Annotated in this window: 12 protein-coding genes and 1 pseudogene; 6 read left to right on the top strand and 7 right to left on the bottom strand. The window is 35.7% G+C overall.

Features of this window, described 5'->3' with window-relative positions; all coding sequences use genetic code 11:
• Positions 1 to 124: 124 nt before the first annotated feature.
• Both IQ10_RS18885 and IQ10_RS18380 read right to left on the bottom strand, forming a co-directional pair.
• Positions 125 to 366, bottom strand: a pseudogene (locus tag IQ10_RS18885) (SDR family NAD(P)-dependent oxidoreductase); the annotation flags it as partial.
• A gap of 72 nt (positions 367 to 438) precedes the next feature.
• A complete protein-coding gene (locus tag IQ10_RS18380) occupies positions 439 to 564 on the bottom strand; it encodes an SDR family NAD(P)-dependent oxidoreductase (RefSeq protein ID WP_144449732.1) in 126 nt (41 codons plus the stop codon).
• Between the two features lie 180 nt (positions 565 to 744).
• On the opposite strand from IQ10_RS18380, the gene IQ10_RS06880 reads away from it, so the two are divergent.
• The 6 genes from IQ10_RS06880 to IQ10_RS06855 are packed head-to-tail and all read left to right on the top strand — an operon-like array spanning position 745 to position 7,224.
• Positions 745 to 1,740 (top strand): beta-ketoacyl-ACP synthase III, encoded by a 996-nt coding sequence (locus IQ10_RS06880; protein WP_144449731.1) that lies wholly within the window; start codon positions 745 to 747, stop codon positions 1,738 to 1,740.
• The gene (locus IQ10_RS06875; RefSeq protein ID WP_144449730.1) at positions 1,730 to 2,887 is read left to right on the top strand and encodes an ATP-grasp domain-containing protein; all 1,158 of its coding nucleotides are present in this window, start codon (positions 1,730 to 1,732) and stop codon (positions 2,885 to 2,887) included. The genes IQ10_RS06880 and IQ10_RS06875 overlap by 11 nt, the downstream gene beginning before the upstream one ends.
• 2 nt (positions 2,888 to 2,889) lie before the next feature.
• Positions 2,890 to 3,912, top strand: a complete 1,023-nt coding sequence (locus IQ10_RS06870; RefSeq protein WP_242009776.1) for an NAD-dependent epimerase/dehydratase family protein — start codon at positions 2,890 to 2,892, stop codon at positions 3,910 to 3,912.
• 1 nt (position 3,913) lies between these two features.
• On the top strand, positions 3,914 to 4,726 hold the full coding sequence (locus IQ10_RS06865) for an MBL fold metallo-hydrolase (RefSeq protein ID WP_144449728.1): 813 nt from the start codon (positions 3,914 to 3,916) through the stop codon (positions 4,724 to 4,726).
• 24 nt (positions 4,727 to 4,750) lie between these two features.
• The gene (locus IQ10_RS06860; protein WP_437177674.1) at positions 4,751 to 6,088 is read left to right on the top strand and encodes a F390 synthetase-related protein; all 1,338 of its coding nucleotides are present in this window, start codon (positions 4,751 to 4,753) and stop codon (positions 6,086 to 6,088) included.
• Positions 6,085 to 7,224 carry a GNAT family N-acetyltransferase gene (locus IQ10_RS06855; protein ID WP_144449726.1) on the top strand — a complete coding sequence of 380 codons (1,140 nt, stop codon included), beginning with the start codon at positions 6,085 to 6,087 and terminating at the stop codon, positions 7,222 to 7,224. Before IQ10_RS06860 ends, IQ10_RS06855 begins: the two co-directional genes overlap by 4 nt.
• Positions 7,225 to 7,766: 542 nt before the next feature.
• Here the strand turns inward: IQ10_RS06855 and IQ10_RS06850 are convergent.
• From IQ10_RS06850 to IQ10_RS06835, 5 genes are all read right to left on the bottom strand, one after another.
• The gene (locus tag IQ10_RS06850; RefSeq protein WP_144449725.1) at positions 7,767 to 9,011 is read right to left on the bottom strand and encodes a glutathionylspermidine synthase family protein; all 1,245 of its coding nucleotides are present in this window, start codon (positions 9,009 to 9,011) and stop codon (positions 7,767 to 7,769) included.
• A gap of 14 nt (positions 9,012 to 9,025) precedes the next feature.
• Complete coding sequence (locus tag IQ10_RS06845; RefSeq protein ID WP_144449724.1) at positions 9,026 to 9,442, bottom strand: DUF350 domain-containing protein; 417 nt, start codon at positions 9,440 to 9,442, stop codon at positions 9,026 to 9,028.
• Entirely contained in the window at positions 9,443 to 10,687 is a 1,245-nt protein-coding gene (locus IQ10_RS06840) for a glutathionylspermidine synthase family protein (RefSeq protein WP_158640006.1), read from the bottom strand.
• Positions 10,677 to 11,141, bottom strand: coding sequence for a hypothetical protein (locus IQ10_RS18000; protein WP_158640005.1), 465 nt, complete (start codon positions 11,139 to 11,141; stop codon positions 10,677 to 10,679). Before IQ10_RS18000 ends, IQ10_RS06840 begins: the two co-directional genes overlap by 11 nt.
• Before the next feature lie 289 nt (positions 11,142 to 11,430).
• The gene (locus tag IQ10_RS06835; RefSeq protein ID WP_144449722.1) at positions 11,431 to 12,528 is read right to left on the bottom strand and encodes an NADH:flavin oxidoreductase; all 1,098 of its coding nucleotides are present in this window, start codon (positions 12,526 to 12,528) and stop codon (positions 11,431 to 11,433) included.
• Positions 12,529 to 12,881: the final 353 nt, after the last annotated feature.

The raw sequence follows: 12,881 nt of genomic DNA, 5'->3' as shown, positions 1-12,881 counted from the left end.
ACATCTCCACTATTAGGTCCTAATGTTTGACTAGTATAAACATTACCATCAGGGTCAGCAGCTAAAAAAACGGCAGTCGGGGCAACTTCTTCTACTTTTCTAAAACGCTGAATGACTAGTTTGCTTACTTTTCATTTCTAAACGTTTCACTCATTCCTAAAAACAGTTCTGTTTCAATAGGTCCCGGAGCAATACAATTAGCGGTAATATTATATGGTCCAAGTTCAAGCGCTATGGATTTCGTAAACCCGATTACCCCTGCCTTTGCTGCAGCGTAGTGACTTAATTTAACTCCACCTTTTGCCCTAATTGTGATGAGATATTAATAATTCTTCCTGATTTTTGCTCAATCATAGATGGCACCAATTAATTTGTCGTAAAAAACACACTTTTCAAATCAATGTCCATCATCCTATCCCCCATCTCAACACCCATGCCTTAAATTTTACTTTTTGTTACAATACCCGCATTATTTACTAAAATATCAACCTTTTCGTATTCATCTATTGTTTTATCAACTAGACTTTTAACTATGGATTCTTTTGCAATACCCCCTTCTGTCACCGAGCATTACTAATTGACCTTGACCCATATTGACAGTACCTTTTACAACATATGTTAAACTATACTCTAGCGCAATAAGCGTATATAGGCACCAAATTGCTAGTCAACTTATAGATTACTTTTTTTATAGATAATAGGTAAATTATTCATACTAAATATGATGTAGAGAGGAAGATTAAAATGAGCAGAAACATTCGTATTCTTGGAACTGGAAAATATTTGCCTTCAAAAATTGTTACATCAGAAGAATTAGATAGAAAGTTAGGATTAAAAGAAGGATGGGCAGCCAAAAAGTCAGGGGTGAAAATAAGACATGTTGTAGATGGAGAGGTAAACTCAGATATGGCTGTAAAAGCCATTGAACAAGCCCTGAAAAATGCAAATATGACAAAGGAAGATTTGCATTGCATTATTTCAACCTCTGCCTCCTTTGACCAGCCATTACCTTGCCAAGCAAGTCTTATCAAAGAAAAAATGGTATTTAAAAACCATCCAATCCCTGCATTCGACATTGATTCAACTTGTTTGGGTTTTGTTGTCGGATTAGATACTATCTCCTACCTTGTAGAAGCTGAACGATATAAAAATGTCGTGATTGTTTCGAGTGAAATTTCATCCCTTGCGATAAACCCTAATCAACATGAAAGTTACACACTATTTGGAGATGGAGCTTGTGCTGTTATTATCAGCAAATCTTCAAAAGAAGAGACTTCTTCTATTAAAACTTCCTTGATTGAGACGTACCCAGAAGGCGTTCATATGACAGAAGTTAGAGGTGGTGGCTCAATCCTTCATTCCAGACATTATTCTGAAAAAAACAAAACAGAATATCTATTTGATATGGATGGTCGTGCAATATTTCGCCTATCATCTCGATTAATTAATGGATTTATGGAGCGACTATTCAAAGACAGTGGATTAACCATCCAAGATATTGATATGGTAATTCCTCACCAAGCAAGTGCGATGGCAATGAAACTTATGCGTAAAAAATTAGACGTTCCTGAAGAGAAGTTCATGAGCATCATTGAAAATCACGGAAATGTCATTTCTGCCTCGATTCCAATGGCACTTCATGAAGCGATTGTTCAAAACCGAATCAAACGTGGAGATAAAGTGTTACTTCTTGGCACATCGGCAGGGTTATCACTTGGAGGTTTAGTCTTTGAATACTAAAAACATACTGGTGACAGGGGGGCGTTCTCCTGTCGCCCTTCACCTTGCAAGAATCTTACATGAAAATGGAAACACCATCTATGTTGCGGAAAGTGAGACTTATCATCTTTCTAAAAAATCAAATGTTATTAAACGTAGTTTTGTTGTTCCAAAACCGAATGATAATCACGTCAATTACATTCAAGCCCTTATTCAAATTTGTAAGAATTATTCGATTGACTTAATGATTCCTACATGCGAAGAATTGTTCCATATCTCAAAATCAAAGGAAGAGTTTCAAAAACATAATATCTCGGTGTTTTGTGACAATTTAGATACCTTACGATTACTTCACAATAAATTTACTTTTTATCAGTATCTAAAACAAAATGACTATATGTATCCTAAAACCTATGAATTTACCTCAATGAAAAATTTAACGGAACATTTTAGTAAGTTTTCACATCAGAAAATGATATTAAAAGCTGTTTATTCCCGTTTTGCTTCGGATGTTTATTTTACAGACGGAGAAATACCACACATTCAGGTATCCGCAGAAAATCCTTGGGTGTTACAGCAATATATAGAAGGAAGACAGTATTGTTCTTATTCTGTGGCAGTAGAAGGGGAATTAATTGCTCATACATGTTACCCCACTGTATATACCGCAGGATTAGGAGCAAACGTATATTTCAAACATGTAATTGAACCTAAAATTGAAGAATTTGTAGAGCGTATCGTAAAAGAGTTAAATTTCACAGGACAAATCGCTTTTGATTTTATAAAAGATATTGAAGGTGACTTTTATCCAATCGAATGTAATCCAAGAGCAACAAGTGGACTGCATTTATTTGATGGGTGTGCTGATTTTTGTTCTGTATTTCTAGAGCAAAAAATTCAAAAAAGAGTAACACCAACAGGAAATAAAGTATTTAAACTCGGAATCCCTATGTTGATGTACGGATTAACAGAAGGATTCCTTTTTCAAAGACCACGTTCTTTCATTAAAGATTTCATTCATTCAAAGGATGTTATCTATTCCTCGAAAGATAAAATGCCATATTTCTATCAAGGGATAATTTTGATTGTTATGTTAGCAAGAAAAAGAAAGAGTGGCAAAGGATTGACGGAACTAACAACAACCGATATTGAATGGAGTGGAGATTAGTCGTGAAACAAAAGGTTTTAGTTACAGGTGGTACAGGATTCTTAGGAAGTCATGTTGCCGAACATTTTAAAAAATTAGGCTATGATGTTTATGCAATTGGTCGAAATAAAGAAAAAGGAAAACTGCTCGAAGAAAAAGGAATTCATTTTCTAAATATCGACTTTACGCAAGAAAAAGAAATAATTGAAGCATGTAAAGGAATGGAATACATCATTCATGCTGGTGCTTTGTCTTCACCCTGGGGTAAATATGAGGAATTCTATCGATGCAATGTGGTAGGCACTATCAACATCATCAAAGGGGCAAAAAAGCATGGTGTAAAACGGATTGTTCATGTTTCTACACCAAGTTTATATTTTAAATTTAATGATGATGAAGGCTTTGATGGTAAAGGCGTAAAAGAAGACCATCCCCTACCGAAAGAAATGGTCAACGATTACGCAAAAACCAAATGGTTAGCAGAACAAGAAATAGATAAAGCCTTTTCAAAAGGATTACCTGTTATCACGATACGACCAAGAGCGATTTTCGGTGAAGGAGATAACGCCTTAATGCCAAAACTAATAGCTGTTAATGACAAAGTTGGTGTCCCTCTTTTTAACGGTGGCAAAAATAAAATGGATGTAACTTATGTAGAAAATGTTGTGCATGCCATCGTTCTTTGTTTATTTACAGATGAAAAAAATCTTGGAAAGAAATACAACATTACCAATGGAGAAACCATTGAATTCCATCAATTATTAGAATATTGCTTTAAAGAAATGGATAAACCATTCCGTAAACTTCAAGTACCTTATGGATTTCTATTTATATTAGCAGGGTTCATGGAGTGGACTCACAAACACCTATTTCATTACAAAGAGCCAAAACTTACGAAATACAGTGTAAGTGTATTAGCAAAAACTCAGACGTTAAACATTCAACAGGCTCATTTGGATTTAGGCTATGAACCACAGATTTCTATACGTGAAGGCATAGAAAGATACGCTAAATGGTACAAGGAACAAGAAAAGAAGGTTGATTAAATTGGATATTACATTGTTGAAGGCTGGATATTGCACTCAATTAGAAAGAATAGCAAAAACAAATGGAAAGATGAAAAACATTCGTTTTCCTGCTTCCTTTTTATTAATTAAGCATCCAACTAAAGGAATTATATTGTTTGATACAGGTTATTCAAACCATGTAATCAATGCAATGAAAGTCTTTCCTTTTCAAATTTATGCAAAGACAACACCTATCTATTTAGAACAAGGTGAAAGTGCAAAAGAGCAATTAGAAAATATGGGGATACCCGCAAAAGACGTTACGTATATTATTTTATCTCATTTTCATGTTGACCATATGGGCGGTTTATTGGATTTTCCTAATGCGAAATTTATTTGTTCAAAAGAAGAGTATAGAGAAGTAAAGGATAAAAAAGGTTTCTCAGCACTACGAAATGCATTTATCCCGACATTGCTACCGAATAATTTTGCTGAACGCTCCTTGTATATAGAAGATACTTTTGTGGTCGAAACACCAACGATTGGCGACATCTATCCCAATTCATATGACTTATTGGGAGATGGAAGTATTTTAGGAATCAGTTTACCAGGTCATACAAGCCACCAATTCGGTATTTTACTAACGTATAAGGAACAACTATACTTCTTCATTTCGGATGCTTGTTGGCTGTCTGAAACGTATGAAAAACAGGTTTTTCCAAGTAAACTCGCTAAATTAATTATAAAACGACACCACGACTATTATGAAAACATTCAGAAGTTGCATTTGATTCATACCCTACACCCTAATGTAAAAATCATTCCTTGTCATGATGACCAAGTAACTTTATAGAAAGAGAGGTCTATGTTAGTGAAAATAAATCTACTCTATTTATTTTTGAAAGAATATTATCTTGCAAGACGAGTCAATAGGTTTAAATCAATAGAACAAATCAAACAGTATCAAGAAGAAAAAGTGCGGTTACATTTATCTAAAATTGTACCGCTTTCTCCGTTTTATCAAAAACGCTTTGAACAGCATTCGTTTTCCGAGTGGAGAAAGTTGCCTCTTATGGACAAGTCAATCATGATGAAATCATTTGATGAATTGAATACGGTTGGAATTAAAAAGAAAGAGGCTTTTGAAGTTGCATTGGCAAGTGAAGAATCAAGAGATTTTTCTCCAAAATTAGAGGATGTTACCGTTGGTTTATCCTCTGGAACTTCTGGAAATAGAGGGCTATTTCTTGTCAGTCAAGAAGAACAGGTTCGATGGGCAGGAAATATCCTTGGGAAAGTCATCCCTACTTCTCTCTTTTTCGGGAAGAAGCAAACAATCGCCTTTTTCTTACGTGCGAACAGCAATCTCTACAATAGTGTTAATAACCCAAAAATCGCCTTTCATTTCTTTGATTTATTGGATGAAATTGAAAATCATATTGACCGATTAAACAGATATCAACCCACCATTGTGGTAGCTCCTTCTTCAAAGTTGAGGATTTTAGCACAGGCTAAAAAAGAAGGTAAGCTATCCATTCAACCTCTTAAGATTGTGTCAGTTGCTGAAGCCTTAAATGCAGAGGACAAATTGGAAATTGAAGAAGTCTTTCAACAGAAGGTACATCAAATTTATCAATGTACAGAAGGATTCTTGGCTTATACCTGTCCTCATGGGACTCTGCATGTTAATGAAGATTTAGTGATTATTGAAAAAGAATACTTGGATAAACAAGCAGGGAAATTTGTACCTGTTATTACAGACTTTACTCGAACGTCTCAACCTATCATTCGTTACCGTTTAAATGACGTATTAACAGAAGGAGAAACGTGTACTTGTGGCTCTCACTTCATGACGTTAAAACAAATAGATGGTCGTTGTGATGACTTATTTTACGGAAAAAGAATCAAAGACGAAGGAGTTAGAATTTTGTTTTCTGATTTCATCCGAAGAGCGATTATTTCATCTTCTGACGTTTCTTTAGAATATAAAGTGAAGCAACTTACATTTGACCATATTAATGTGGAATTGTCACTTCCTGATATTAATGAGAGGAAGCAAGTACAGATGACAATCAAAGGGAATTTCGAACAATTCTTCAAGGAGATGGAATGTGTTCTTCCTACTATCTCATTCTCAACCTACCAAGCACCGCCAAGAGGAATAAAAATAAGAAGGGTGGAGAGATGCTTTCAGATAGAAGGGGGAATCGTATGATTGCGTTATACGACAGAGAGACTATTGATGAAATGCCTGAACCTAAAACAAAGGATTCATGCGATGTCAAAAGATTCTTCTATCCGCTTGTTAAAGGGGAATCAACCCAATACATTGAAAATGCAAAAACCACGATTGCCTTATTATCGGTGAATGACATCTTGCTACCTGTTACCATTAATGAAAAGGAATACGAAAATGCCTATGTATCTTCCCTTTTTTCTCACTATATCTCCTACGCAATAGAAGAATTATATCTTTTAAAACAGCCTATTCTTGAAAAAGGATTAACTTATCTTATGAAAAGCGTAGGATCTTTCTTAAAACAAACAGGGATTGATAAAGTGGTTTATGTGAACAATTGGCTGTTTTCAACCAATTTACAAATAGACCTAACCAGCACTCAAATTAAAAGGATAGTTGAGTTCCTAACCAAGAAATTTCCTGAACACATGATTGTTTTTCGTTCACTATCGGATTATTTACATGAAGATTTAATTTCTTCATTTAAGGAAAATGGATTCAAAGAACTGGTTAGTCGTCAAGTGTATATTGCCAAACCTTGGAATCAATTGAAGAAAAGACAGAGGGAACACATCAAAAAAGACGAAAGACAGCTTATCCAACATGGGTATGAACAAATAGAAGATATTGAACCAACAGAAGAAAACATGGAGCAAATAAAAGAATTGTATAATCAGCTTTATATTGGCAAGTATTCAAACTTCAATCCATTATTTACGACAGCGTTTTATCGTCATTGTATGGAAAATGAGCTATTTAAATTTATCGGAATATCAAAAGATGGGAAAATGCTTGGCTGTATTGGTTACTGGAATCGAAATGGAGTTATGACAACTCCCATATTAGGATACAGAGTCGATTTAGGAAACAAATTAGGATTATATCGAGTATTAAGTAATCTGATTTATCAAGAAGGGGAAAGGCATGGTTTAATTGGTCATTGGAGTTCAGGAGCTTCTGATTTTAAGATGAATCGTGGTGCGGTTTCCTCATTGGAATATAGCATGATTTATAATGACCATTTATCTTTTAAAAGAAGAATGGGCGTAGGTCTCCTAAGAGTTCTTTGTAATCAAATTGGTATCAAGTTGTTAAGAAACAAAAACTTATAAAGGGCTGGGGTTGTTTAGTTAAAAACACGATTGATAGCAAGTTATCACTCCTATCAGCATTATCACTGAGGAATTTCAGCTTATAATATATAAATTTTGGATGATAAAGGAAAGAGAAAACATTTACAGAATATCGAAGACATCAATACAGAATCTCCAAATTTTTGTTATGATGATTTATTTGATGCGAGGCCAGAAGATAAGATAACAAGGAATTTTCAATTTAAAATCGACCCTAAAAATGATGCAAGATACAGAAAACTTATAAATCTAATGAATCAAAACATTAGAACACATGATAAATAATTATGTGTTCTATTTTTGCTTATCATATAGAAATTTATAGTAAAGGAGAATTGTTTGACTTAATTATATATAACAATTATTTAATATAAATACTTTGTGTAAGGAAATATGTCAGACTATTTATTTGACCCCATATCCAAAGACCAATACTACTGACATTACTTAATTGAGAGAAAAAAGAAAACAGCCTCATAAAGTCGTTTTATGACTTTTTGAGACTGCCCATACTCACTTCACTAATCACTCGTTGTATAAGGGACAAACATCGAAAGATTCCCTGTAATATGTCCACCTACTCGTAAAAACAGACCACTTGGCTCGTCATTCAGGACATGAGAACCAATGAGCAACTTGCCAATATAAGGCCCATCCCATGTATCCACTGTTTGATCTGGCATCGGAAAGTATTCTTGGAAGATTGCCTGTTGCGTTTGATAATACTCAGTATCTTCCTCTAAAATCGTCCCATTCCTGACAATTTGAATGCCTCCACCTTCACGACCTAATAAAGGTTTTTTCACATAAGACTGTAGTATGTCTGCTTTAAAATAAGTCGGTAAAAAATATTCTGCAATGATTTCTTGCTCTTTTGTTGAGTACCATTCTTTCTTCTTCTCTGTAATAAGCGCAAGCACAGCCTTCGATTGCATAAGTAATGCAGAAGGCGGATTAATAACCTTAAGTCTATTCTCCATAATGTGACTGAGGAACTGCTCTCCAATTCGCTCTCCTGTTCCGCTTTTTTCCTCCAAGAAATATTCTAGTGGATAAAGACGATACAAAAACGTAATTGGTTCTCCTTCAGGCGTTTTGACTCCATCCTTTTCTACAACGATGTGTTCTAACGGAATGTAAGTTGCTGTTTGTGGGTACAAACTCATCAAGTAGTGAACCGTTTGTTTATCTTCGTTATGCCAATCAGCACATGTGAAATATAACGTGTCAGAGCTTCGAATGTGATAATCTCTTATCACCTGATCCCAGGTTTGTTTAATTCTTTGCACAATTGGTGCATTCGGATTTAATTTGTTGTATTCCTGACAAAGAACATCTTGAGCAACCGCCGATTCCACTATGCCTACGGGTGTATCAGTGTTTCCTTCAATGACCTTTAACCCATTCGCTGATGCGATAAAATCATATCGTGTAAAATAAGAAAACGTCGTCGAATTAGGTGTGAGCAGTAGATCCCATAACATGATTGGCATACCTAATTGATGGATTACAGATGGATTTTTCACGATTTGTTGGTAGGTTTTCTGGAAAATATCGTGGACAGCTTTTGTCGCATGCTTAATTTCATGCGCCATTGCTTCTGGAAGCACAAGCAACGAGTCACTCAAATATTGATTATCTTCACCATTTTCAAAAAGCGTGGCCCACGTAAAGCCTTTTTCAAATACTTTCTTTTCAACTGCTTCCCAGCTTTTTAAATACGTCTCTGGATGGAACGTTTGATTTAATGATAAATATGGAAGCATGTAACGTCCTCCTCTTAATAGCTAATAGTGGCAGCGACGATTAATCCAACGAGTACCGAAACGCCCCCTAAAAATAGTCCAACTGCCGTATTTCCATTTTCAACCTCTTTGGCTAAATTCGTATTGCGCGTAAACACATATTCAATGACTAAATGAAGAACGATTTGCACAATAATCGCAATCAACGCCCATAAAACTAGATCAATCAAATTAATAGAACTACGAATTGCTGACTGTAGGACAACGACTAGTCCAGCCATTTTCCCGAGTAGTTTTAAAGAGACAGCGATATTTCCTGCTTTGATTAATGCGCGCTCGGAATAAGGTGTAATCCATTTAAAAATATACGTTCCTATTAAGAAAAGCACCATTGAAGTAACTAAATAGATGAAAAAGTGGTCAAGCGTTTGCAAATAATATGTAAGATCCATTTACGTCTCTCCCTTCACTCCACAAGGTAAAAAATAAGATAAATTGTCGGTAATTTTTGCCCCTGCACGAATACCAAAGGCACTTGGTTTTTCATTAATAATAAAGCTTCCTATAAGTAAATGAGCGTCTAGTGGCCCTTTTTCAGTCTGAATTGTTGATAGCGGGAGCTCTACATACTTCTGATACACTTTTACATAGTGATCATATGTCTTTTCTTTTTGTGAAAACAACACCCTTCCCTGTTGCTTCACTTCAACCGTATCTCCTTCCCGACCAAATGCAGGTTTTGCTACATACTTTTCACCTGATTCGATAAATGGCTCTTCATCAAGATAGGTCGGTAAAAAGTAGCGTCCAATTATCTCATGCTCAGCCGCGTTAAAAAAAGAATGGCGCTGTTCATATATTCCCCAAATCGCTGCCATGACTGCTTTACTCTGCATGAGAAAAGCAGATGGTGGATTTAGCATCCCAACTTTATGCTGCTCTACTAATTTCATAAATTCAAGGCCAATTGGATAACGATCGTCTGTCATATCTTGAAGCAATGCTTCCAAAGGGTATGTATGACGATAGACAATGTCAATTCGGTTCCCAAAAGGATCATAAACACCACTATTTGCATCAATCTGAATATCCTTTAAAGGAATGAATGTTGCGCCTTTTATTTTGGCTACATTCATTAAGTACTTCATCGTTTCCCTGTCTTCACTATCATGTTCATGAGCGGTGAAAACGACATACGGATGACCATGAACACCAACTGATTTTGCACAATGGAACACACTGTTACGAATCGCTCTTCCTAAATACTCGTCTTCCTTTTCATTAGGATTTTCTAAGTTAAACTCATCACAAACGTGTCCATTAATATCAAATACTTCACGAATAAACGTAGGTGTATCTGAATTAAATTCGATTACTTTTAGTCCTTCATTTGTTTTTACAAAATCAAACCGGCCGATAACGGTATCATAAGGCAAAGCTTTCAAACGCAGAAAAGGAATTGCATAAATCGGAAAACCTAAATCGAGAAATGTTTCATCTGGTACACTTCTTAGTAATGCATTGAATTTTTTATAAATGGCGTATGCAGCTTTTGTCGCTTCTCGTATTTCACCTGCTTTTGACCTTTTCATACTGTGAGCATCGTAAAGGGCATATTCCATCCCGTATAGACGATCCCAAAATGAGGGCAGCTTTGCATAAAAATTATTTCTCTTTCGACTATAACTATCCTCCAAAGATACCACCACTCCCCATACCTGATCGTGGGTTCGAGACTTGATCTGTACGATTTGGTTGTTGATTTGAAGCATTGTTTTGATTTGGTTGATTAGGATTATTGGCTGCATTATTGTTGTTATTAATTCCGCTGCCTCCTAATGCTCGCCCTGCCATAAATGCAGCAATTGTTGGAAACCAACTACCACCGGAATAGTAATGACCATAGTTCTCAGATCCTTCTTCCGCACATTGGTACACTCCTGCTTCCTCGTCCCAGGTCCATGTTTCACAATCAGCTTCCTCTGGTGATGGAGGCGGCTCTGTAGGAGAAGTCTGCGGGTTAGCATTTGTTTCCTCTGGTACTGATAATAATTCCTCTTGCACATTTGATGAACAAGCAGTTAAACCAGATAGGGCAACAGTTGTGCCAATGATTCCTTTAAGCAATCTATTTGTTTTTCGTTTATTCAACGTTATCACCTCCATAATTATGTACGAAAGCACAGTTAGTTTGGTTTCATTAAGAGTATTTTTGATAAGGCTCTTATCTTTTATTCTAATACAAAGTGTTCATTTCATTAGACAAAAATAGAAATTGTATAAATGACATTCTTAAACAGATAAAGCCACCTGCAAGTATATCATTAGCAGGTGGCTTGTACATGATTATTTCGTTAAACATTTGTTTGTTTTGATTATTATGAGCATAAAAAAGAGTCAATAAGCGAGCATGTCGACTTCATTCACATACATGTCTTTCTTACATTTCTCGCTCTTTCACATCGGCAATTGGTAATAAATGATTCTGCGCATTAAATTCTTCTAACGGCTCACCATGCTTTACTTTATTCGGCCAATCTTGGTTCGCTAATGCACCTTTACCAAGAGTAATCAGATCAGCATGTCCTGTCGCTAACATTTGCTCAGCTTTATCTGGATTCTCTAAAGAACCATTTGCTATTACAGGAACTTGACCGTATTGTTTAGCCAGGTCAACTAACGTAACACTTGAACCCTCAAATGCTGCTTCATTGGCTTTTGGCTCCGTAATATGGATAAAATCTACCCCTGCATTTGCTAAGCTACTAAAAATAATTTCAGCATCTTTTTCTTTTCCAGCCCATTTGTGATGCGGATCATTGACTTTCGCTTGAGAAATTCGAATACCTACAGTAAAATCTTCACCTACAGCTTTTCTTATTTCCTGCGTAACTTCCACTAATAATTTCACGCGCTTTTCCGTTGATCCACCGTATTCGTCCGTTCGTTGATTTGTGTAATCTGTCAAGAACTGATCAAGGATGTACCCATTGGCTCCGTGAATTTCCACGCCATCAAATCCAACTTCTTTAGCATTTTTTGCTGCGTTTACGAAGCTATTTTTCACATCTTGAATATCCTCAAGCGTCATTTCTTTCGGTAATGCAAACTCACCTTCACCTTTGTAAAAAGCAAGCTGCTTGCCTTTTGGTTTTACTGCTGATGGTCCAATCGTACTGTCTTGATAAATATTTCCTTGTGAGAGTGCTCCAGCATGCATTAATTGGGCAATAATCTTACTGTCTTGTTCGTGGACGCTTTCAATCACGTTCTTCCAAGAAGCTGCTTGAATATCATTTGCAATACCTGGCTGATTAAAATAGCCTTGGCTATATTTTTCATCAGGATAGATTCCTTCCGTAATAATGAGCGAGAAGCCACCCTTCGCAAATTTTGTGTAGTACTTTTCCATACGCTCTGTTACGACTCCATTATCGGTTGCACTAATACGCGTCATTGGCGCTAAAGCAACCCGATTCTTTAGCGTTAAGCCAGCAATGTCGATTTCAGAAAATAATTTTTCATAGTTTTTAGCCAATTTTATCACTCCATCATTTTAATTACTGCTTACTTCATCTTCATGTTATACAAATACGTGTGCAATCATGAATGAGAAGACCATTACTGGAAAGATCGCAGCTTTTTTCAAATCCAATAGTCATTTTACCCTCTTATTTCTCTTTCATTCTTTCTCAAACTTTTGTATCATCTCACTTTTTTACATTAGTTAATATAAATTTGATAGTGAGTTGATTCAGTCCTCATTTTAGAGCAATAAAATGTATTAATCCAATAAAATGCTTTCATCTAATACATTCATGAAATGATCCTAATTTTAATTTTTTATGTTTTATTCTTTTTAACTCGGGTATTTATTTTTGCAAGGAGGCG

Origin of the sequence: Halalkalibacter nanhaiisediminis, from assembly GCF_007830185.1 — a bacterium.
Lineage (GTDB): Bacteria > Bacillota > Bacilli > Bacillales > Bacillaceae_D > Halalkalibacter > Halalkalibacter nanhaiisediminis.
The sequence above is the reverse complement of the archived record's forward strand: the minus strand, read 5'-3'. Positions and strand labels throughout refer to the sequence as shown.

What these genes read in the sequence shown, in the direction of transcription:
- IQ10_RS06880 (WP_144449731.1), top strand. Translation starts at nt 745, where the DNA reads ATGAGCAGAAACATTCGTATTCTTGGAACTGGAAAATATTTGCCTTCA.
- IQ10_RS06855 (WP_144449726.1), top strand. Translation starts at nt 6,085, where the DNA reads ATGATTGCGTTATACGACAGAGAGACTATTGATGAAATGCCTGAACCT.
- IQ10_RS06850 (WP_144449725.1), bottom strand. Translation starts at nt 9,011, where the DNA reads ATGCTTCCATATTTATCATTAAATCAAACGTTCCATCCAGAGACGTAT.
- IQ10_RS06845 (WP_144449724.1), bottom strand. Translation starts at nt 9,442, where the DNA reads ATGGATCTTACATATTATTTGCAAACGCTTGACCACTTTTTCATCTAT.